Annotated in this window: 18 protein-coding genes; 10 read left to right on the top strand and 8 right to left on the bottom strand. The window is 60.8% G+C overall.

Annotated features, from left to right (window positions below; genetic code table 11):
• Positions 1-227 precede the first annotated feature (227 nt).
• From K5607_RS17370 to K5607_RS17360, 3 genes are all read left to right on the top strand, one after another.
• Positions 228-740, top strand: a complete 513-nt coding sequence (locus K5607_RS17370) for a hypothetical protein (RefSeq protein WP_156302231.1) — start codon at positions 228-230, stop codon at positions 738-740.
• Between the two features lie 465 nt (positions 741-1205).
• Positions 1206-1589 carry a hypothetical protein gene (locus K5607_RS17365; protein WP_054772534.1) on the top strand — a complete coding sequence of 128 codons (384 nt, stop codon included), beginning with the start codon at positions 1206-1208 and terminating at the stop codon, positions 1587-1589.
• Positions 1590-2001: 412 nt separating this feature from the next.
• On the top strand, positions 2002-3708 hold the full coding sequence (locus tag K5607_RS17360; RefSeq protein ID WP_054772533.1) for an ATP-binding protein: 1707 nt from the start codon (positions 2002-2004) through the stop codon (positions 3706-3708).
• 41 nt (positions 3709-3749) lie between these two features.
• On the opposite strand, the gene K5607_RS17355 is transcribed toward K5607_RS17360, so the two are convergent.
• Positions 3750-3965: a hypothetical protein gene (locus K5607_RS17355; protein WP_054772532.1), complete on the bottom strand. Its 216-nt coding sequence runs from the start codon at positions 3963-3965 to the stop codon at positions 3750-3752.
• On the bottom strand, positions 3962-6373 hold the full coding sequence (locus tag K5607_RS17350; protein ID WP_221047761.1) for a Lon protease family protein: 2412 nt from the start codon (positions 6371-6373) through the stop codon (positions 3962-3964). The genes K5607_RS17355 and K5607_RS17350 overlap by 4 nt, the downstream gene beginning before the upstream one ends.
• 191 nt (positions 6374-6564) lie before the next feature.
• Between K5607_RS17350 and gap the strand changes: the two genes are divergently transcribed.
• From gap to K5607_RS17335, 3 genes are all read left to right on the top strand, one after another.
• The gene (gap, locus tag K5607_RS17345; RefSeq protein WP_221047760.1) at positions 6565-7578 is read left to right on the top strand and encodes a type I glyceraldehyde-3-phosphate dehydrogenase; all 1014 of its coding nucleotides are present in this window, start codon (positions 6565-6567) and stop codon (positions 7576-7578) included.
• Positions 7579-7600: 22 nt separating this feature from the next.
• Positions 7601-9064: a pyruvate kinase gene (gene pyk / locus K5607_RS17340; protein WP_221047759.1), complete on the top strand. Its 1464-nt coding sequence runs from the start codon at positions 7601-7603 to the stop codon at positions 9062-9064.
• 116 nt (positions 9065-9180) lie between these two features.
• Positions 9181-10182 carry a class 1 fructose-bisphosphatase gene (locus K5607_RS17335; RefSeq protein WP_221047758.1) on the top strand — a complete coding sequence of 334 codons (1002 nt, stop codon included), beginning with the start codon at positions 9181-9183 and terminating at the stop codon, positions 10180-10182.
• Positions 10183-10214: 32 nt separating this feature from the next.
• Here K5607_RS17335 and K5607_RS17330 read toward each other — a convergent pair whose 3' ends face one another.
• The 5 genes from K5607_RS17330 to K5607_RS17310 all read right to left on the bottom strand — a co-directional run bounded on the left by K5607_RS17330 (position 10215) and on the right by K5607_RS17310 (position 13582).
• Complete coding sequence (locus K5607_RS17330; protein ID WP_221047757.1) at positions 10215-11066, bottom strand: 23S rRNA (adenine(2030)-N(6))-methyltransferase RlmJ; 852 nt, start codon at positions 11064-11066, stop codon at positions 10215-10217.
• Positions 11067-11224: 158 nt separating this feature from the next.
• The gene (locus K5607_RS17325) at positions 11225-11485 is read right to left on the bottom strand and encodes a hypothetical protein (protein ID WP_221047756.1); all 261 of its coding nucleotides are present in this window, start codon (positions 11483-11485) and stop codon (positions 11225-11227) included.
• 197 nt (positions 11486-11682) lie between these two features.
• Positions 11683-11901, bottom strand: a complete 219-nt coding sequence (locus tag K5607_RS17320) for an FmdB family zinc ribbon protein (RefSeq protein ID WP_221047755.1) — start codon at positions 11899-11901, stop codon at positions 11683-11685.
• 31 nt (positions 11902-11932) lie between these two features.
• Positions 11933-12871, bottom strand: coding sequence for a DNA/RNA non-specific endonuclease (locus K5607_RS17315; RefSeq protein ID WP_246598915.1), 939 nt, complete (start codon positions 12869-12871; stop codon positions 11933-11935).
• A 90-nt stretch (positions 12872-12961) separates the two neighbouring features.
• Positions 12962-13582: a hypothetical protein gene (locus K5607_RS17310; RefSeq protein ID WP_054772643.1), complete on the bottom strand. Its 621-nt coding sequence runs from the start codon at positions 13580-13582 to the stop codon at positions 12962-12964.
• 242 nt (positions 13583-13824) lie between these two features.
• Here K5607_RS17310 and K5607_RS17305 point away from each other — a divergent pair, with 242 nt between their 5' ends.
• Positions 13825-14442 carry an HNH endonuclease gene (locus K5607_RS17305; RefSeq protein ID WP_221047754.1) on the top strand — a complete coding sequence of 206 codons (618 nt, stop codon included), beginning with the start codon at positions 13825-13827 and terminating at the stop codon, positions 14440-14442.
• Here K5607_RS17305 and K5607_RS17300 read toward each other — a convergent pair.
• Entirely contained in the window at positions 14430-14951 is a 522-nt protein-coding gene (locus K5607_RS17300) for a disulfide bond formation protein B (RefSeq protein ID WP_054772644.1), read from the bottom strand. The genes K5607_RS17305 and K5607_RS17300 overlap by 13 nt on opposite strands.
• Before the next feature lie 166 nt (positions 14952-15117).
• Here K5607_RS17300 and K5607_RS17295 point away from each other — a divergent pair, with 166 nt between their 5' ends.
• The 3 genes from K5607_RS17295 (at position 15118) to K5607_RS17285 (ending at position 20217) form a co-directional block, all read left to right on the top strand.
• The gene (locus K5607_RS17295) at positions 15118-16422 is read left to right on the top strand and encodes an NAD(P)/FAD-dependent oxidoreductase (protein ID WP_221047753.1); all 1305 of its coding nucleotides are present in this window, start codon (positions 15118-15120) and stop codon (positions 16420-16422) included.
• A gap of 17 nt (positions 16423-16439) precedes the next feature.
• Positions 16440-17249 (top strand): PP2C family protein-serine/threonine phosphatase, encoded by an 810-nt coding sequence (locus K5607_RS17290; RefSeq protein ID WP_221047752.1) that lies wholly within the window; start codon positions 16440-16442, stop codon positions 17247-17249.
• Positions 17250-17496: 247 nt separating this feature from the next.
• A complete protein-coding gene (locus K5607_RS17285) occupies positions 17497-20217 on the top strand; it encodes a UPF0182 family protein (RefSeq protein WP_221047751.1) in 2721 nt (906 codons plus the stop codon).
• Positions 20218-20219 lie beyond the last annotated feature (2 nt).

Here is a 20219-nt window from a genome sequence, read left to right as displayed (position 1 = left end):
AAACGAAGACCATATACAAGCCATAAGGAAGCTTTGGCCTCAGTACACATACTGGATAGTTACAGGAGAAACCCTGCCAGAGTCTGGACAAATCAGCCCGCAAATTGAGGAAAGCAGAAAGAAACTAGGGACGGGTGGCTGATAGCCGCAAAGGTAGTCAGCCGATGGAAGGGAGGGAGTTCCCTAGCGGTCAATGAACGAGCGCAAGAACATAAGGACGGAAAGGAATGCGACCAATAGCCCACCGCGATCATTACAACGAAAGCGGAAACAACTCCTTTTTCAAAGGCGTTTTAAAAATCACCTTAGCCATCGTCCTGGCAGCCATCATCCTATTCATACTGAATATCGGCTTCGCCTTGGGTATGCTCAAAGCCATCGCCGAAACATTCAGCACAAAAACAGCAACCGCACCGCCAATAACATCAGTACCGCCAATAACCAGATTGGCTACCCGCCAGCCTGCCCAAACTTCGCCACCAAGCAACCAAACCGCTGCGACACGGCAGTTAGAACGAGCAGCCGATGAAATAGTAGACAAGACCGCCAAAACCGTTGGCGGCGCAATCGGCAAAACCGCCAACGCCTTCAGCAAAGAAGTCTTAAGGAATACCGTTTTCGGAAGGGCTCAAGCCAATTTAGAACCGCTAGAACCACTTCATCAACCAGTAAAGAAATGCATTAAGCCCAACAACGTAATCGATCAAGAAGTAATCGATTGTATGAAACGGAAAAACTAAAAAGCTTTACCAGAGTAGCAATAACAGCCGCTTGGACCACCAATGCGCCAGCCATCCCCTAAAAAGTGTCAACAAACCGTCAACCGCACTGTAGCCCAACACCGCTTCATAGTGCCGGTCGCGTCTCTAAGGCCTTCTCTTTCCGCACTTTGCGGCACATTGCAGCACGTTGCAACGGTCTCTGACTCCGTCAACCTAGGTTCGAATCCTAGTCCCCCAGCCAATAAAAACAAAGGGTTACGCTTCGGCGTAGCCCTTTTGTTTTTCCAGTTGCCGGTCGATGCGGGCAGCGGGATCGATCTTCCCGGCCTTTTTCGTGGGCGCGACGCATGACGATGGCGGCGCCGCTGGTTAAGCTATGCCGGAGCGGCCGGTCACTGTGAAGCGTTCGGCCGGCGGTGGGAGGAAAGCGCTATCGAGCGAAGCGGGCGCATTCGCATAGGGAATATCAGCCCAGGAAGCGCCATGATCCTGGATGAATGCGACTACACTGGTATAAAAAAAGAGCATCGGTGCATGGACAATCCCAAAAGCCAAGCCGACGCGGGAGAGGAAGCCTACTACTTGGCGACCATTATCCTTGGTTTGTTATGTAAGGAAGACGGAACCCGCGCCCGTCGTTGGATTGATATCTTGGAGCCGGCATGGCGCGCCGCGTCGGAAAAGCCGCTGGCTTGTAACGCGGCCAATCAGGCGCTTGAGCGACTGATGGCGCTTTTGGCGGCCGCCGAAATGGCGTCTCAACCGGTTTCGCCTCCGCCCTCGCCCGGCGACGGGCCGCATCATCATCACCATCCGGAATGGCTGCGCGCGGTGATCGACGGGGGACGTAGAGAAAAGGACCGGTGAGCGGGGCGCGTCATTCGCTGCCGACCAGGACTGGACGGTTCTGAGGGGCTGCGGGAAAACCTAGGGCGGGACGCTGGCTGCCGCAAAAGCCTTCAGCCGATGAAGCGGTGGCGCTGGTAAGCGCAACTCGCTTGAATTGGTCGGACGGTCGCAACGCGCGTGTCATCAAGTCACTCGTCGAATGCCGGTCGGCGTAAATGTCGGTGTTCCTAGCGCCAACTAGCGCTCATTAGGGAAACTTCTTCCCAAAACGCACCATCAAACCAGGTAGACACAGCGCTTCGGGCGGGAGCGAGTCCCCGTGGCTTGCGCCGCGAAACGGCACGCCTTAACCTTAACTTAAGTTGAAGTCGGGAAATTAACAATGAGCGAAGGGATCGTTTCCCTGAATGACGCTCGCAGCAGGCGCCTCTTGTATTTGCTTGGGATCCTGCTGGCGGGCGCCGGCGTGGCGATCTTTATTGCCAACTACCTGTTTTCAGGCGGCGCCGTGCGCCCCGGTTCGATTTTGGCGCTGTTGACGGGGGCAACGACGCTGCTGCTGGTCCGGGCCGGCCGGGTGCGTTTGGCTTCCCTCATCCTCGGCGTAGGGTTGGTGGTTGCCGCTTGGGCGGGCGCCTACGCGACGATGGGGCTCTACAGTGTCAGTTTCGTGGCCGTTCCTCTCGCCACGATGTCGTCCGGCTGGTTGCTGGGACGCAAGCAAGCATTCGGCGTTGCCGCTCTAGGAATCGCCGCGATCGTTTCGATCTATGCCATCCATCAGATGGGGTATTCCTTTGCGGGCGTGCACCCCCTGGAGACAATTCTGGTCGTATTGGTCGCGGCCACCTTGCTGTCTCTGCTGATCGGTTCGGAAACCGCCGTGACTTTCCAGCATCAGTTGCGGGAAATTCAGGACGCCCACGCGGAATTGGGACGCCATCGGGATCAGCTCGAGGCCTTGGTGCTCGCGAGAACCCAGGAGCTGTCCACGGCAAAAGTCCAAGCCGAGAAAGCGAACCTCTACAAGAGCGAGTTCTTGACCTCCATGAGCCACGAGTTGCGTACCCCGCTGAACGCGATTATCGGCTTTACCGAATTGCTGGAACTGGAAGACGGCATGACCGAAAGCCAGCGTCAGGACTTGCGCGAGGTTTCCAAGGCGGGATATCACTTGCTGAGGCTGGTCAACGACATATTGGATTTGAGCAAAATCGAAACCGGCCGGATCGATTTATCCATCGAGCCGGTTGAGCTGGAGCCGTTGGTCGCCGAATGCCGTAGCTTGGTTCAACCGTTGGCCGATGCCCGCCGCATCCAACTGCATATGCAAGTGGACGATCCGTTGGCGGTTCTGGCCGACTCGACTCGTTTGCGCCAAGTGTTGATCAACCTCCTGAGCAATGCCGTCAAATACAACAACGAATCCGGGTTCGTCAGCCTTCGCGCCCGCCGCCTCGATGCCGACGGCGCTGTCCGAATCGCGGTTCGCGACAACGGCATGGGCATTCCTGCCGCCGTGCAACCCCAGATTTTCGAGCCGTTCCAGCGCGGCGCCGCGGAGGGTACGAAAATCGAAGGTACGGGCATCGGCTTGGCCATAACCCGACGGCTGATCCAGCAGATGCATGGCGACATCGGATTCGAGAGCAGCGAAGGAAGCGGCTCGGAATTCTGGATCACCTTGCCGTGGGCCGAAAGCGCCTGTGCGGAGCCAATGGAGGACGGCGCCGAAGTTCCCGAGAGGCCCGCGTCATCGGAAACCGAGCGTGTGGTGCTGTGCGTTGATGACAATCCGACCAACCTGAAACTGATCACGCAAATTTTGCGTAAACGCGAGCGGCTCAAAGTTTTCATGGCGGACACCGCCGAAGCGGGCATAACGCTGGCGAAGGCCCATCGGCCGGACCTGATTTTGCTCGACATCAACATGCCGCGCATGGACGGATACCAAATGCTCGAGCAACTACGCCGGGAGCCGGCCTTGAGTTCGACGCCGGTGGCGGCGGTGACGGCCAGCGCCATGAGAGCGGATATCGAACGGGGCAAGGCGGCCGGTTTCGCCGACTACATCACCAAGCCCCTCGATATGGACGATTTTTTGGGCAAGGTCGACGCTTTGTTGCAGGAGCGCTAGCGGCGCGCGAGCACCGCCCCACTCTTTTTCCGCGGTGCTGCCTATGGCGCCGGGGACTTGCGGCGCAGTTTGCCGGCGGCCAAATAAAGCAACTGGATGGCGGCCGAGCCCAGCAGGAAACCGCCGATGAAGAACTCGGACTCGTGGTGGCCCATGGACTGGGCCAGCCATTTGCCCGCGAGAAAGCCCGTTAGCGCCGACACGGCGATGCGTAGCCGTTTCAGAAACTCGCCCCAACGCGCTTGCTCCACGGTCACTCCGGCGCTCCGTGGCGCGCGCCACCGCGCTTTTTAACCGCCACGCGGGCGATGGTCTCCAGTCGGGCCACCGCCATGCCGTTGACGGTATTTTCAGGGAACAGGCCATGCTGATCGCGCGCGCCGGCGGGCAGGCCGGTGAGCAGTTCCAGGGCTTCGTCCACGCGGGCCACGGCGTAAATGACGAAACGGCCCTGCTCCACGGCCGTGATGACTTCTTCCTTCAGCATCAGGTTGCGCTGGTTGGCTTTGGGGATGATGACGCCTTGGTTGCTGTTCAGACCCCGCGCCTGGCACAGGTGGAAGAAGCCCTCGATTTTTTCGTTGATGCCGCCGACGGCCTGCACTTCGCCCTGCTGGTTGATGGAGCCGGTGACGGCGTAGGTTTGTTTCAGCGGTTGGCGGGTGATGGCGGAAATCAGCGCGCACAGCTCGGCCAGCGCGGCGCTGTCGCCGTCGATATAGCCGTAGGATTGCTCCAGGGCGATGTTGGCGGAGATGGCCAGGGGGAAACGCTGGGCATAGCGGCTGCCCAGGTAGCCGGCCAGGATCATCACCCCTTTGGAGTGGATGGCTTGGCCCAGTTCCGCTTCCCGTTCGATGTCCACCACGCCGCGCGACCCGGGGTAGACGGTGGCGGTGATGCGCGCCGGCATGCCGAAGCTGGTGTCGCCGATGGCCAGCACCGTCAGGCCGTTAATCTGGCCGATGGCCTGCCCTTCAGTGGCGACCAGGATGGTGCTGTCCAGCATGTCGTCGAGCACCTGCCGGCTGATGCGGCCGGTGCGCTGTTCTTTGGCGTGCAGGGCCAGCCGCAAGTGGATGTCGGTGATGGCCGGGTCGTTCCTTTGGCCGCGCAGCAAATCGGCTTCGCTGACCAGCTGGAAAACTTCGCTCAGACGCGCCGACAACTGCTGTTGATGCTCGGCCAAGCGCGAGCTGTATTCCGCCAGCATGGCCATGGCCGCCGCGCTGAGCGGCTGGCCGCCGTCGGCATCGTTGCGGGTTTTCACCAGCCGGGCGAAGTCGCGCAGGGTGTCGTCGTTGCGCGCAATGGCGTCGTCGAAGTCGGCCAGCACGCGGAACAGCTCGCCGAACTCCTCGTCCAGTTCTTGCAGCAAGTAATAGACTTCGCGCGAGCCGACCAGGACCAGTTTGACGTCGAGGGGGATGATTTGCGGGTCCAAGGTCATCAGCCCGCTGGCTTGTTCGCCCGGCGCGGGGGTCTCGATCTTGACGGTGCGGGTTTGCAGGGCGCGTTTCAGCGCCGGCCAGACGTTGGCTTCCGCCAACAGCTTTTCCGCTTCCAGCACCAGGTAGCCGCCGTTGGCGCGGTGCAGCGCGCCGCCGGAAATCAACCGGTAGTGGGTGACCAGCGCGCCCTGGTCGTTGACGTACTCCACCCGGCCGAACAGGTTGCCGTAACACGGATAAGATTCGTATACGGCGGGCGCCCCGTCCTGAGGATCGTGGGCCACCAGCAGCTTGGGCACGTACTGATTGATGAGCAGCTGGCGCTTGGCGTAATCCTCGCGCGGCTCCTGATCCCCGGTCAGTTGCTCGTTGATGACGCGGGACAGGTCGGCGCGCAGGGCGGCCAGATAACCCAGCACTTCCGCTTCGTCGGCATATTTCTCTTCCAAATCGTGCAAGAGCGGCTCTACGGTCAACCGTACGGTGTCTTGATTCAGCTGGCGCAACCGCTCCGTGGTTTCCCGTTTCCATTGGGGCAATTCCGCCAGCGTGTCGGCTAAAAAGTCCTCTAAGGACTGGACGTGGCGGTGGAACGCCGCGCGCTCCCCCTCCGGCAGTTGCGCGAAGCCGGATTCATCCAGGGGTTTGCCGTCTTGCAGCGGGGTGAACGAAACGTTTTCCCCGTCGCGGAAAACGGCGATGTCGTATTCCTGGGCCTTACGCTCCACCGCCGTCAAGGATTGGCTGTAACGCTGGCTGAATTCCCGGTCGATGGCGGTTTTGCGCTGCTGATACGTGGGGTTTTCGAAGGCGGTGGGAAACAAGGCCAGCAGGCTGTCGGCCAAGTTCTCGATGTCCCGTTGCAGCGCCCGTCCCTGGCCCGGCCCCAGCCGCAAGGCCAGCGGTTCGCGCGGTTCGGCGAAGTTGTTGAGGTAGAGCCAGTCGCCCGGCGGCGGCATCTCCTTGCCGACCGCTTCCAAATAGTCCTGCACCAGGGAAAGGCGCCCCGTTCCGGTTTCGCCCATCACGAACACGTTGTAGCCGGGACGTCCCATGGCGACGCCGAAGTGGAGCGCGTCCTGGGCGCGGCGATGGCCGAGAAAGCCGGCAAACGGTTCCAATTCGTCCGTCGTGGTGAAGCCCAGCGAATCCGGCGCAACCGCGGATTTGAGATTAGGCGCGGCGAGTTTCAGGTATTCGGTATCGAGGGGCATGGGGATCGGAAAAGTGTTCGGGGCGACGGCGCTAGGGCAACGGTGGACGAGGGCTAGCTCTATTTGTTATAGTTGGGGACTTCACCTAAATTTCGGTCCGCGCCGGGAGCCTGGATGGTTCGGTGCGTGGCGGGGCACCGTGCTCGGGACGGGGCTGGTCTTAAGTTTGGTTCTTAATTCGGAGAATGTCCATGACCATCAAAGTTGCTATCAACGGCTACGGCCGTATCGGACGTAATATCCTGCGCGCGCTGTACGAAGCGAAGCGCACCAACGACATCACCGTCGTTGCCATCAACGACCTGGGCAACGCCAACACCAACGCCCACCTGACCAAGTACGACACGGTGCACGGCCGCTTCGCCGGCGAAGTGTCGGTGGACGGCGACTACATGGTGGTCAACGGCGACCGCATCCGCGTGTTGGCCGAGCGCGACCCGGCCAAGCTGCCCTGGGGCGAGCTGGGTGTGGACGTGGTGATGGAATGCACCGGCTTCTTCACCTCCAAGGCCAAGGCTTCCGCCCACCTGGCCGGCGGCGCCAAGAAAGTCATCATTTCCGCGCCGGGCGGCAAAGACGTGGACGCCACCATCGTGTACGGCGTTAACCACAAGTCGCTGAAGGCCAGCGACACCGTCATCTCCAACGCCTCCTGCACCACCAACTGCTTGGCGCCGCTGGTCAAGCCGCTGCACGACAAGATCGGCCTGGTACACGGCCTGATGACCACCGTGCACGCCTTCACCAACGACCAGGTGCTGACCGACGTTTACCACGAAGATCTGCGCCGCGCCCGTTCCGCCGTCATGTCCATGATCCCCACCAAGACCGGCGCTGCCGCCGCTGTGGGCCTGGTGCTGCCGGAACTGAACGGCAAGCTGGACGGTTTCGCCGTGCGCGTGCCGACCATCAACGTTTCCCTGGTGGACCTGACCTTCGTCGCCGCTCGCGAAACCAGCGTGGACGAAATCAACGCCATCATGAAGGAAGCTTCCCAGGGCGAGCTGAAAGGCATCCTGAACTACAACGACCAGCCGCTGGTTTCCATGGACTTCAACCATGATCCGGCTTCCAGCACCTACGAAGCCACCCTGACCAAGGTCATGAGCGGCAACCTGGTGAAGGTGCTGTCCTGGTACGACAACGAGTGGGGCTTCTCCAACCGCATGTTGGACACCGCCGTTGCCCTGATGAACGCAAAGTAAGCAAACAGAGAAGCGGGCAAGCATGAGCATTCGCAGAACCAAAATCGTTGCAACTCTGGGGCCGGCCACCAACAACCCGGAATCCCTGGAGCGGATCATCAAGGCCGGTGTGGACGTGGTTCGGCTGAACTTCTCCCACGGCGACGCCGAGGATCACCGCAAGCGGGCTGAAATGGTGCGCGAGATCGCCGCCAAGAATGGCCGCCACGTGGGCATTCTGGTGGACTTGCAGGGGCCGAAGATCCGCATTGCCCGCTTCCGCAACAACAAAGTCGTACTGCAAAGGGGCGCACCCTTCACCTTGGACATCAACCTGCCTTCGGAAGACGGCGACGAAACCCAGGTGGGCATCAGCTATCCGCAGTTGGCTCGCGACGTAAAGCCGGGCGACGTGCTGATGCTGGACGACGGCCGCGTCGAACTGGGCGTGGACCGGGTGGATAACGGCAAGGTGCATTGCCACGTTCGCGTCGGCGGCGACCTGTCCAATAACAAGGGCATCAATCTGCAAGGCGGCGGCCTGTCCGCCGCCGCGTTGACGGAAAAGGACAAGGCGGACATCAAGACGGCGGTGCAAATCGACGCCGACTACGTCGCCGTGTCTTTCCCCCGCTCTGCGGCCGACATCGAGGAAGCTCGCCAATTGCTGCGCGATGCCGGGGCCGCCGATGGCGCCATCGGTATCGTCGCCAAGATCGAGCGGGCCGAAGCCATCGAGATGCCGGTGATCGAGGAAATCATCAAGGCCTCCGACGTCATCATGGTGGCGCGCGGCGACTTGGGTGTGGAAATCGGCGACGCTCGCCTGCCGGGCGTGCAAAAGGATTTGATCAGCCGCGCGCGCGCCTTGCACCGCGTGGTGATCACCGCCACCCAGATGATGGAATCCATGATCCAAAGCCCGCTGCCCACCCGCGCCGAAGTGTGCGACGTGGCCAACGCCGTATTCGACGGCACGGACGCGGTGATGTTGTCGGCGGAAACCGCCAGCGGCCAGTATCCGGACAAGGCGGTGGAAGCCATGCATCGCGTTTGCTTGGAGGCGGAGGCGCATTTCCGTGTGCGCGGTCCGGCTCAGTGGCGTTCGGAAACGGACTTCCAGCACATCGACGAAGCCATCGCCATGGCCACCATGTACGCGGCCAATCACCTCAAGGTGAAGGCCATCGCGTCCTTGACGGTCAGCGGTTCCACGCCGTTGCACATGTCGCGTCCCAGTTCCGGCATCCCGATTTTCGCCCTGACGCCGCATGAAAAGACCTGCACGCGCGTGAGCCTGTTCCGCGGTGTGACGCCTTTGACCTTCCCCATGGAAACCACCGATCACTTCGCCTTGAACCGCGCCGTGATCGACGAGTTCCTGCGCCTCGGCTTGGTCACCAGCGACGACGACCTGGTGATCCTCACCAAGGGCGATCTGGAAGGGGTGCGCGGCGGCACCAACGCCATGAAAATCGTGCGCGTCGGCGACGTGCGCAGCCGCTAAACGACCGCCCCGCCCGGCGGTCGGCATGGACGCCGCCGCGAAAGCCCATGGTTCCCGCCATGGGCTTTCGCGTTTAAGGCCCGATGAAATTCATACGAATTGCAGGAGTCGAACCCATGACCTCCCTCACCCAGTTCCTCATTGAAGAACAGCGCCGGTTTCCCCAAGCCTCCGGCGACTTCACCCTGTTGCTCAACGACGTCGCCGTGGCTTGCAAGGCGATTTCCCGCGCCGTGCGTCGGGGCGGCTTGAGCGGCGTGCTCGGCTCCCAGGGCACGGAAAACGTGCAGGGGGAAGTGCAGGTGCAATTGGATGTCATCACCAACGAGATTTTCGTCAACGCCCTCAACTGGACCGGCCGCTACGCCGCCATGGTGTCCGAGGAAAACGACGAACTCATTCACATTACCGACGGCAATCCCAAGGGCGAATACCTGATCTGCTTCGACCCCCTGGACGGCTCCTCCAATATCAACGTCAACCTGTCGGTGGGAACCATCTTTTCCATCCTGCACTGCCCGCAAGGCGTAGAACACCCGACGGAACAAGACTTTTTACAGCCCGGCACCAGCCAAGTGGCGGCCGGCTTCTGCATCTACGGCCCGGCCACCGTGTTGATGCTGACCACCGGCAACGGCGTCAACGCCTTCACGCTGGATGAGGAAATCGGCGAATTCATCCTCACCCGCCCCAACGTGCGCATTCCGGAAGACACGGCGGAATTCGCCGTCAACATGTCCAACCGCCGCTTCTGGGAGCCCCCCATGCGCCGTTACGTGGACGAATGCGTGCAGGGCAAGGCCGGCGGCCGCGAGAAGGATTTCAATATGCGCTGGCTGGCCTCCATGGTGGCCGAGGTGTACCGCGTTTTAACCCGCGGCGGCCTGTTCGCCTATCCCATGGACGAAAAAATCCGCGACAAAGGCGGTCGCCTGCGCCTGATGTACGAAGCCAATCCCATGGCTTTCATCGTCGAACAGGCCGGCGGCGCCGCGTCCACCGGCTACGAACGCATCATGGAGATCCAGCCAGGCAGCATCCATCAGCGCGTGCCGGTGATTTTGGGGTCCAAGAACGAGGTGGAGCGGCTGGCGGCGTATCACCGCGACGCCAACTAGGGCGTTGTCGGCGAAGCGACGGGGCGCGGGTATCAGCCGCCCGTCTCTTCGGCCAGCCATTCCAGTCTCCAAGCCCCTTGGCCGGATTCCGCGAGAACTTCCCTGAGCTGCGGCAGCAGGCCCTTCAAGTCCTCGTCCAGCTGCCAAGGCGGGTTGATGACGATCATGCCCGTGCCGTACATGCCCAGGTTGCTGGTTTCCGGGCCGACGCAGAGTTCTGCGAGCAAGATTTTCGCGATGCCGCTGTTGCGGAAGCGCCGGTAGAAGGCTTCGGCGACATTTCGGTCGAGTATGGGGAACCACACCGCATACGTGCCTGTGGGCCAGCGCCGGTAGGCTTCAAACAGCGCTTTCAACAACCGTTCCCGTTCGTCCTTCAGCTCGAACGCGGGATCGATCAGCACCAGGCCGCGCCGTTCCCTGGGCGGCAGCAAAGCTTTCAGGGCTTGGTAGCCGTCCTGCTGCAAAACCGTCACTTGCCCATCGCCGTCGAATTCCCGCCGTAGCCATTCGATGTCGGTGCTGTGCAATTCGCACAACGCCATGCGATCGTGCTCGCGCAATAAATGCCGTACCAGTCGGGGCGAGCCTGGGTAGTAGCGTAAATTGCCCTGGCTGTTGAGCGCGGCGACCGTATCCAGGTAAGGCCTGAGCAACGGTGAGTTCCCTGGGCGTTCCCACAGCTTGGCGATGCCTTGCAGGTGCTCGCAATTTTTCTGCGCGGCACCGTTTTGCAAGTCATAGCGTCCGCAGCCGGCATGCGTGTCCAAATAGAAAAAGGGTTTGTCCTTGCGTTTGAGCGCTTGCACCAGCAGGCCGAGGATGGCGTGTTTAAGGACGTCGGCGAAGTTGCCGGCGTGAAAAATGTGTCGGTAGCTCAGCATGTATACCAGCCTATTGTTGGATGTGGCGTGGATGAAGCGGGTTGCGCTGTTGACATGCAAATGCGAACCGTTATCATTTGAGGCAAGAGAAAGCGCAACAAGCGATGTCGAGGAGCGGCCAAATGAAAACGTGCTTCATGCCGGGGAGGCGCCCGGTTTCAATGGCGGGCGATGCCCGCCCCCTGAGAGTGCAAATTTCCGAGGAGCGGATATTTCGGTTGTTGCAGACGGATGTTTTGCACGTTGAAGATTTGCAATGCTTGGATCGGCACTCCCGGGGACTGCTTAAACAATTGTTGTTGCGTTGTTGTTTGACCGTCGAGGGTCATGGCAATGCCTAAGCCGATGGTTGCATTGAGTTCGAACGACAGACTGTGGTTGGATGAAGCGAGGGAATCCGAAGTACCGCTGGCGACCATAGAGGATGCCTTGCGGTTCTTGTTGATTCGCTATACCCGTGCGCCGTCGCGTTGGCTGGCCGAGGCGATCAGGGAATCCCTGGAGGCACTTTTGGCGCATCCGGAATTCCGGCCTCCCTGGCCGGAGCGCTGCGCCTACCGCCAATTGCTGATGCACTGGCGGTCGCGCTGCCTATGCCTGACGAGTTAGCGGCGCATTACTGCGGGCGATGGCAGCCGCAGCCGGAACCGCAGCCGCCGCTGAACTCCGGCGCGGCTTTGCCGCCGCTACCGCCGCCGCCTAGCACCGCGGGGGCGGTCACTTTCTTGCGCACCGCGCCGCCGCATTGCGGGCAAGGCGGAGCCGCGTCGCTGATTTTGTGCATGGCGCTGAAGTCGTGGTTGCAGGCATCGCACCGGTAATCGTAGGTAGGCATGGCGAATCTCGCTTGATTGAGGGTTAGCGAACTAATGGGGGCGTTTGCTGCCGGATTCAAGGCGTTTGTGGCCGCTATAGCGGCTGGGTTGCTGGGATATGGGTTCGAGTTCCCAGGCGTTGATGTCCGAAACGGCTTCGATTTGCCGCGCGACGTCTTCCGGCAGTTGCGGGAAAAAATCCAAGCCGGTCAGCTCTTCTACTTTGTCCACGCTGGTCACGTAACGTTCCAAAGGCTCGTCGCCCCGCACTTGCTGCGGGATGACGAAGGCCAATAGCAACGGCGCCTGGTTGGTTTGCGGCGCGGCATAGATTTTGTAAAAAGCGTCGGGAATCTCCACCCGCCGCGCCGAGGCGAGGCGCTCGATCCGGTCGTCGAAGATGGGCCCGGACAAGACCCACACCATGCCCTGTTGGTGGGCGAAACGGTCCAGCTCGGCTTCTTCCAGGCGCTCCCACAAACGGCGGTTAAGGTCGGGTTTCTGCGGCGACACGTTGGTCATGAGGAAGGTCTCCAGCTGGGCATTGCGGCCGTAAAGCACGGCGATGGCGTGGTTGGGCGCCATGTGGCCGCGATCGTAGCCGCTGTCGCGGTAGTCGCTGTGACTGACGAAGCTCAGGTTGCGCCAATCGGTGCGGAAACTGCCGGGGCGCCGCAAATTGCGGTGGGTGGCGGGGGGCGGCGTGAGCCGGTAACTCACCCATAGCGGATTGCCGCGCAGCTCAGAATATCCCACCAAAAAGTTACGATTGCGCAGGGTGTGGTTCCAGGTCAGCGGTTGCAGCCAGTTTTGGATTTTGGGCTCGCCCAAATAAACCAAGCTTGGGCGAGCCAGCAGCACTTCATAGCCGTACCAGCCGCCCGCAACGACGGCCAACAGCAACAGCAGGGATGGTCGGCGGCGCAAAACAGCCGACAGTGCCGATAGCAACTGCAAAGCGATTGCGGCGGTGATTCGTGATCCAGCCAACGGGGTGCCTATTCGAGAACGTTTAAGCCCATTGAAACGAAGACGGCCCGAGATGGGATACACCTCGGGCCGTGCGGTGTCGAATGGAACTTAATGGGACATGTTGTCCATTTTTCCGGTTTCGCCTTCGCCGCCGCCCATTTTGCTCATGTCGTGGCCGCCGTGACCGCCTTGGCCGATGCCGCCGCCACTGTTGCCCGGACCGCCGGTGGAGCCGCCCGCGCCGGCGCTGACGCCGCGGCTTTGCCGTTGACCGATGGCGCCGATGGACGCCTGTTGGATATTGGCCGGCGTCAACCCGCCCAACTGCATGGCATTGTCCACCACCAGGGTGGAAACGGAGGTGATGTCCATTTTCTCAGCCAGGGATGAGGTCACTACCGCCTTAACGGGAGCGCTGCCGTCAGTCGGCTTGGCGGTCAGTACGATGGGGTACGCTGCCGTGGCCGGTATGGAAATCGTGTACTTGTTGCCGCCGCTCAGTTGGCTGCTGGCAACGGTGGCGCCCTTGGCATCCACAGCCTCGACCATGCCGCTATCGATGGGGCCATTGGCGTCGAGAACGATACCGGTCAGTTTGGCCGATTTCGCCGGGGCTGCCGCGGTTGACGTACCGCCCGCGTTATTGTCGCAACCGACCAGCGCCGCCGCCAGCGCCAGCGCGCACCAGCTCGTGCGTACCAAGGAAAAGCCGCTTTCTCGTTGTTGCATGTTTGTTTTCATGTGACGCTAACCTAAGTTATTGATCCTACCCGCATGCGGTGGGCGTCCCGGGATGCCCGCCCAATTTTATAGCATAGAAACTGGCCGGATGCAGCCGCCGCCGGGGGTGCGTAAAAGCCGTTGTTATTTCCCCGGATTATTTAATAGACTGTGGTAATTCGAACAGATTGTATGTAGGGCTGAGTTGGCGTAATACGGAATTAAAATAATCACCACCGCCGGGAGTACTTATGGAGCTTCGTCAAGTGCAGGTGCTGCGCACCGACGCATCGGGAATGCCGCTGGAATGGATCGGTTATCAAGAAACGGCCAAGCTTTATTATCTAGGCATGGTCGCCTACGCATGCGGTACGCCGCTGCTGACTCTGCGCGGCGGGGTCAACGCCCGCAGCGGCCATCGCAGCGTCGTTGAGCTCAACTCCATCATCGCCACCTACGGCCGCGGCCACCAAGGCAGTTCGCCAAACCAAAATTATGTGCCGCCGCTGAACAATATCGCCCTGTTTCGGCGCGACAATCATTTCTGCATGTATTGCGGGCAACGCTTCAGTCATGGGGATTTATCCCGCGACCATATCACGCCCTTGAGCCAGGGCGGTGCCGACGCCTGGAACAATGTCATTACCGCCTGCAAGCGCTGCAACAACCACAAGGCCGGCCGCACGCCGGAACAGTCCGGCATGCAGTTATTGGCTGTGCCGTTTACGCCGACTTATGCGGAATATATCTATTTACAGGGACGCCGGGTGCTGACCGATCAAATGGAGTTCCTGCGCGCCCATTTTCCGCGCCAAAGCCCATTGCATCAGCGCTTGGGGATTACCGGGCCGGTAATTCAAATGCGATAAATCACATTGCGGTTGGACAGCCGCTTAACGTTCCAACATTGGGCCAGGCTAACAAGGGCGAGCGTTACGAAGCAAACGAAGGTCCATGCCGGCATGCTGAATCCCAACAAGGTCCAGTCGACCTTGGCGCAGTCGCCGGTGCCGCTCAGCATAAATTTCAGCGTTTGCGTGATGGGAAAGTTTTGGAACATGTATTCCAGCCCGGGGCCGCACTCAGGCACTTCTTCGGGCGGCAGGTGTTGCAGCCAGACGTGGCGGCCGGCGATGGCCGCTCCCGTCGCCGCCGCCAGAAAACCGGTTATGCCGTAAATCCGTATGCCCATGGTGCCCGGATCCTGCAGCGTGGCGGCCAGGAACACCGCGCCGGCCACCACCACCGCAATGCGCTGGCTAATGCATAACGGGCAAGGCTCCAACCCCTGCGCGTGCTGGAAGTACAAGGCCGCGCCGATCAGGCCCGCGCAAAACAGAAAGCTGAAAAAGAACCACAATCTTGCGCTGAATTTCATGGGGTAACCGCGTAGTTTCCAAATCGGGGCCAAAGATAGCAAAGTTTGTGCGCCGACAAAAATATTCCGGCGGCGATACGGGCGGCGCGGCGGTTGACGCTTGTCGAGCGGCCGGCGCAGAATCTCACTTCGCGGCCCTAACCACCGGTCGAACGGGAGAGATCAAATGAGTTCTAAGCAACATAACCCCATCCCCAAGATCGTCGTGGTGGGCGGCGGCGCCGGTGGGCTGGAGCTGGTCACCCGGTTGGGCAATAGCTTGGGGCGGCGCGGCGAGGCGGAAATCACCCTGGTGGATTGCAGCAAAACCCACGTATGGAAGCCGCTGCTGCACGAAGTGGCGGCGGGCACGCTGGATTCCCACGAGGACGAGCTGGAGTATCTGGCCCAGGCCAACACCAACCATTTCCGTTTCATCCTCGGCCGCATGCAGGGCCTGGATGGTCAAGCCAAAACCATTCGTTTGGCGCCCATTCTGGACAGTGTCGGCGCCGTGCTGGTGCCGGTGCGCGACGTCCGTTACGACATCCTGGTGATGGCGGTGGGCAGCGTGTGCAACGACTACGGCATCAAGGGCGTGGCCGAGCACTGCATGTTCCTGGACACGACCGAGCAAGCCGAACGCTTCCAGGAGCGCCTTATGGAGGAATACGTGCGCGCCCACGTGACCAAGGGCAAGCTGGAGGTAGTGATTATCGGCGGCGGCGCCACCGGCATCGAACTGGCGGCCCAGCTCCATGAAGTGTCGCATTTGCTCAATACTTACGGCTTGGATCGCGTCAAGCCCGCCGATGTCAAGTTAAGCATCGTGGAGGCCTCGCCCCGCTTGCTGCCGGAGCTGCCGGCCCGGCTGTCCGACGCGACTTTGCGTGAACTGCATAAATTGGGCGTAGACGTATTGCTCAAGCAGCGGGTGGTGGAAGTGAGCCCCGCCGGTGTCAAAACCGATTCGGGGCAGGTCATTCCCGGCCGGATCAAGGTCTGGGCGGCCGGCATCAAGGCGCCGGACTTCATGAAAACCCTGGGATTGGAAACCAACCGGGCCAATCAATTGGTGGTGCGGCCCACGCTGCAAAGCAGCGGCGACGACGGGATTTTCGCCATCGGCGATTGCGCCGCCTGCCCCTGGCCGGAACGCAACGGGCAGGTGCCCCCCCGCGCCCAATCCGCCCACCAGATGGCCGATCTGGTCCACGACAACATCCTGCGGCAACTGAAAGGCCGAGGGCTGAAGGAATACCGCTACCGGGACTACGGCTCTCTGGTGTCCCTGGGCAAGTTCAGCACGGTGGGCAATTTGATGGGCGGCCTCGGCGGCAGCTTGATGATCGAAGGTTTTGTCGCCCGCATGGTTTATCTGTCGCTCTATAAAATGCATCAACTGGCCTTGTTCGGCGTGTTCCGCGTGGGCATGCTGACACTGTCCCACTTTTTCCGCCGCAGCGTTCACCCCAAAATCAAGCTGCATTGACCCCGGAGCGACCCGGCATGGCCGTATCCCACAACCCGCAACTCGACTTTCCGACGGCGGATCCCGACGTCCAGCGCATCAGCCTCAGCGCCGGCATGGCGGCGGAAGTGGCCAGCCTGTGCGATATGGGCTGCGTCCGGCAAAACAACGAGGACCGCGTGGGCGTGTTCAGTTTGCCCAGCGGTGGCGCCTTATTGGTGGTGGCCGACGGCATGGGCGGGCACGCCGCCGGCGAGGTTGCCGCCCAAATGGCGCTGGATGCCATGAACGAGGCTTGCGTGGTCGACTTGGCCGAGCCTTTGCCGACGGCTTTGCGGCTTGCCTTGGCGACGGCCAATCGTCGCATTCTCGATCAGGGGGAGGCCAATCCCGCCCAGCGCGGCATGGGCACCACCGCCACGGCGCTGGCTTTGGCCGGCGAACAGGCTTGGTTTGTCCATGTCGGCGATAGCCGGCTGTATCGCTTGCGCAACGGCCAATTGCAGCAGCTGTCCGAAGACCATAGCCTGGTGGCGGAAATGGTGCGCGGCGGCATGTTGTCGGAGGCCGACGCGGTGGATCACCCCTGTCGCAACGTTATCGTTCGCGCCCTGGGCAGCGACCAAGAGCTTCGTCCGCAGATTTCGGTCGAGCCTTTGTCTGTCCAAATGGAGGACGTGTTCCTGCTGAGCTCCGACGGCCTGCACGATCAGCTGAGCCCCGTCGAGTTGGCGAATTTGCTGGAAGCCCCTCCGTCCATCGCCTGCCTGGCATTGGTCAACTTGGCGCGCGAGCGAGGCGGGCCGGATAATATTTCCGCCGTGGTGTGTCGCGTGGTCGAAGGCTGACCGGGGTCTTGGCGCAAGGCCGCGGTGGGTTGCCGGTTCTTCCTGCGAGGGCCGTTCGCCGCGCCTTGATAACGCGCTTCGCCATGGACAAAGTCCGCGCTCCCGCCGCCCGTTCGCACCGGCCGCCCGGCTTGTAGGATAGTGGCCGACGTATTATCTTAGCTCCTGCCTATTGCCTGCCTTGGCCTGCCGCCGCCGGCGCGGCTCCCGCCTACCACCCGACCGGATTGGACACAACGAGGACATTATGCCCAACTGGAAAAACCTGCTGATCTTCCTGTGCGTTGCCCTTGCCGTTTTGGCCGCGACCGGGTTGATCGCCGGAATCCTGCTCACCCATTTCCTGGTGGACTGGTGGTGGTTCAAGGCGTTGAATTTCGAACCGTATTTCTGGCTGCGGTTCCTCTATCGCTACATTCTGTCCGGCGGCGTTACGCTGTTTTTCTTCCTGATCTTTTTCCTCAATTTCTGGGCGGCATCCCGCTACCTGGGGGTGGACGAAACGGAGTTCGCCCTGCTGGCCCAGTCGCCTGAAGGCAAGGGCTATCTGCGCTTGATGCACCGCTTCCAAAGCGGTTCCATGCAGGTGTATCTGCCTTTGTCCCTGGTGTTGGCGGCGATCATCGCCATGCCGTTTTACCAGCACTGGGAAGATGCGTTGCTGTTTTTCTTCGGCCCCGCCGCCGGGGTGGACGATCCCTTGTTCGGCCACGACGTCGGTTTCCATTTGTTCTCGTATCCCATCTTCAAGCTGATCCAGAACGCTTTGCTGTGGACGTTCATCCTGCTGTCGGGCGCCATGGCCGTGTTGTACTGGGTCGAGCACTACACCATTCCCACCCAGCGCAAGGAGTGGCCGCCCGAGGCGCGCGCCCATCTCACCGGCTTGGTGGTGGTGACCCTGCTGATCCAGTGCTGGGGCTTCATCTTGGAGCGCTACGGCTTGTTGTTCACCAACAAGCACGAACCGGTGTTTTATGGGCCGGGCTTTGTGGAGATGAATTATCAGCTGCCCTTGATTTGGCTCAGCGTGCTGACCTTTCTGGGCGCCTCCCTCAGCGTGGTGTACTTCTTCAACCGGGGGCGCGGCCTGAAAACCGCCGGATTGCTAGGCATCGGTTTCTTGGTGGTGCTGGGTATGCGCCAGCTGGATTTGATCCCGGTGCTGTTGGACAAGTACCTGGTCAAGCCCAATCCGGTGAAAACCGAAGGGCGCTACATGCAGGCCAACATCGACGCCACTCTCGACGCGTTCGGCCTGCGTAACGTGAAATATGTGGATTTCGACCTGGCCTCCGATCTGGAAGCGGAAATCGACCGCATCGGCCCGGCCTTGCAACAGCATTTGTCCAATATCCCGGTGTGGGATGAAGAATTGCTGGAGGACGTGTTCCAGCAATTCCAAGGCATCCGTCCCTACTACAACTTCTCGCCGGTGGATGTGGGCCGTTACCCCATCAATAACCGTTTGCAACAGGTGGACCTGGCGGCGCGCGAAGTGAACATGGATAAGCTGCCCGACGCCGCCAAGAATTGGGAAAACCGCCACTTGCGCTATACCCACGGCTTCGGCGCCGTGGTGATCCCGGCCGCGCAGCGGGGCGAAGAGCCCATGCAGTGGTATTTGAGGGACTTGGAGCAGCAGTCGCCGGTGGGCATGACCATCAAGCGCCCCGACGTCTATTACGGCCAGGAAAATCTCGACTACGCCATCGCGCCCAACAAGCTCAACGCGGTGGATATTTCCGCGTCGGAGCCGGAGTTGAAATCGGACTATCGCGCCAAGGGCGGCGTGCCTTTGTCGTCCTTGTTCCGCAAATTGATTTATGCGGTGTATTACCGCGATGAGAAGTTGTTTTTCTCCTTCAACATCGACGAAAACAGCAAGATTCTCTACCGCCGCAATATCGTGGATCGCATCAAGACGCTGGCGCCGTTCCTGGAGTTGGACAGCGATCCCTATCTAGCCGTGACGCCGAACCGCATGTATTGGATACAGGACGCCTACACGCTGTCGCCCCATTATCCGGCGGCCAAGGCCGTGAGGTTTCCGTTCAAGGTGGGCGCCAGCGCGACGGACATCAAGGAATTCAACTACATCCGCAACTCGGTGAAAGTGGTGGTGGACGCTTATAACGGCACCACCAAGTTTTACATCAGCGATCCGACCGATCCGGTCATTCAAGCCTACCGCAAGGCTTATCCGGGCCTGTTCAAGGATGTCAGCGAGATGCTGCCGCTGTTGCGCGAACAGTTGCGCTATCCGCGCGATTTGTTCGCCTTGCAGATGCAGCTCTATGCCCGTTATCACCAGACCAATCCGGATCAGTTCTATCAGCAGTCGGAGACCTGGGCGTTTGCGCAAAACATCGGCGTCCATCCGCCTCAGCCCATGCGTCCGTATTACCTGACCATCGATGCGCCGGACTGCCCTGAGTTGCAAAAATTCGTGTTGATCAGCCCCATGACGCCGGTCGGCCGCGACAACCTTAGCGTATTGGCCGTGGCGGGGCCCATGGAAAACGAAACTTGCAGCGGGCTGGACTACGCAGGCAAGTTGGTGATCTACAAGTTCCCGCAGAAACAAATCGATGGTCCGGCGCAAATCAGCGCTTTGATCGACCAGGATCCGGTGATTCGCGAGCAGTTCACCTTGTGGGATCAGCGCGGCGCCAGGATCAACCGCGGCCGCACCATCGTGCTGCCCATCGGCCACGCGGTGGTTTACGTGCAGCCGGTATATATCACCGCGTCCAGCACCACCAAGATACCGCAGCTGGCCCGGGTGATCGTTTCCATGGGCACAGAAGTCGTCATGGATCGTAGCCTGGATGCCGCCCTTAAGAAGCTGATGGCGCAGCTGAAAGCGCACGATGGCCGGCCGCAGCCCGCCGCCTTGCCTGTTCCGATCGAAGCCGAGCCGGCGCAGGCTCCGGCGGAGTCGAAAAGCGAACTGCGCTCTTACTGAGC

It is taken from the genome of Methylogaea oryzae (genome assembly GCF_019669985.1).
Lineage (GTDB): Bacteria > Pseudomonadota > Gammaproteobacteria > Methylococcales > Methylococcaceae > Methylogaea > Methylogaea oryzae.
Note: the sequence above shows the minus strand (reverse complement) of the source record. Positions and strands in the feature narration are given on the sequence as shown.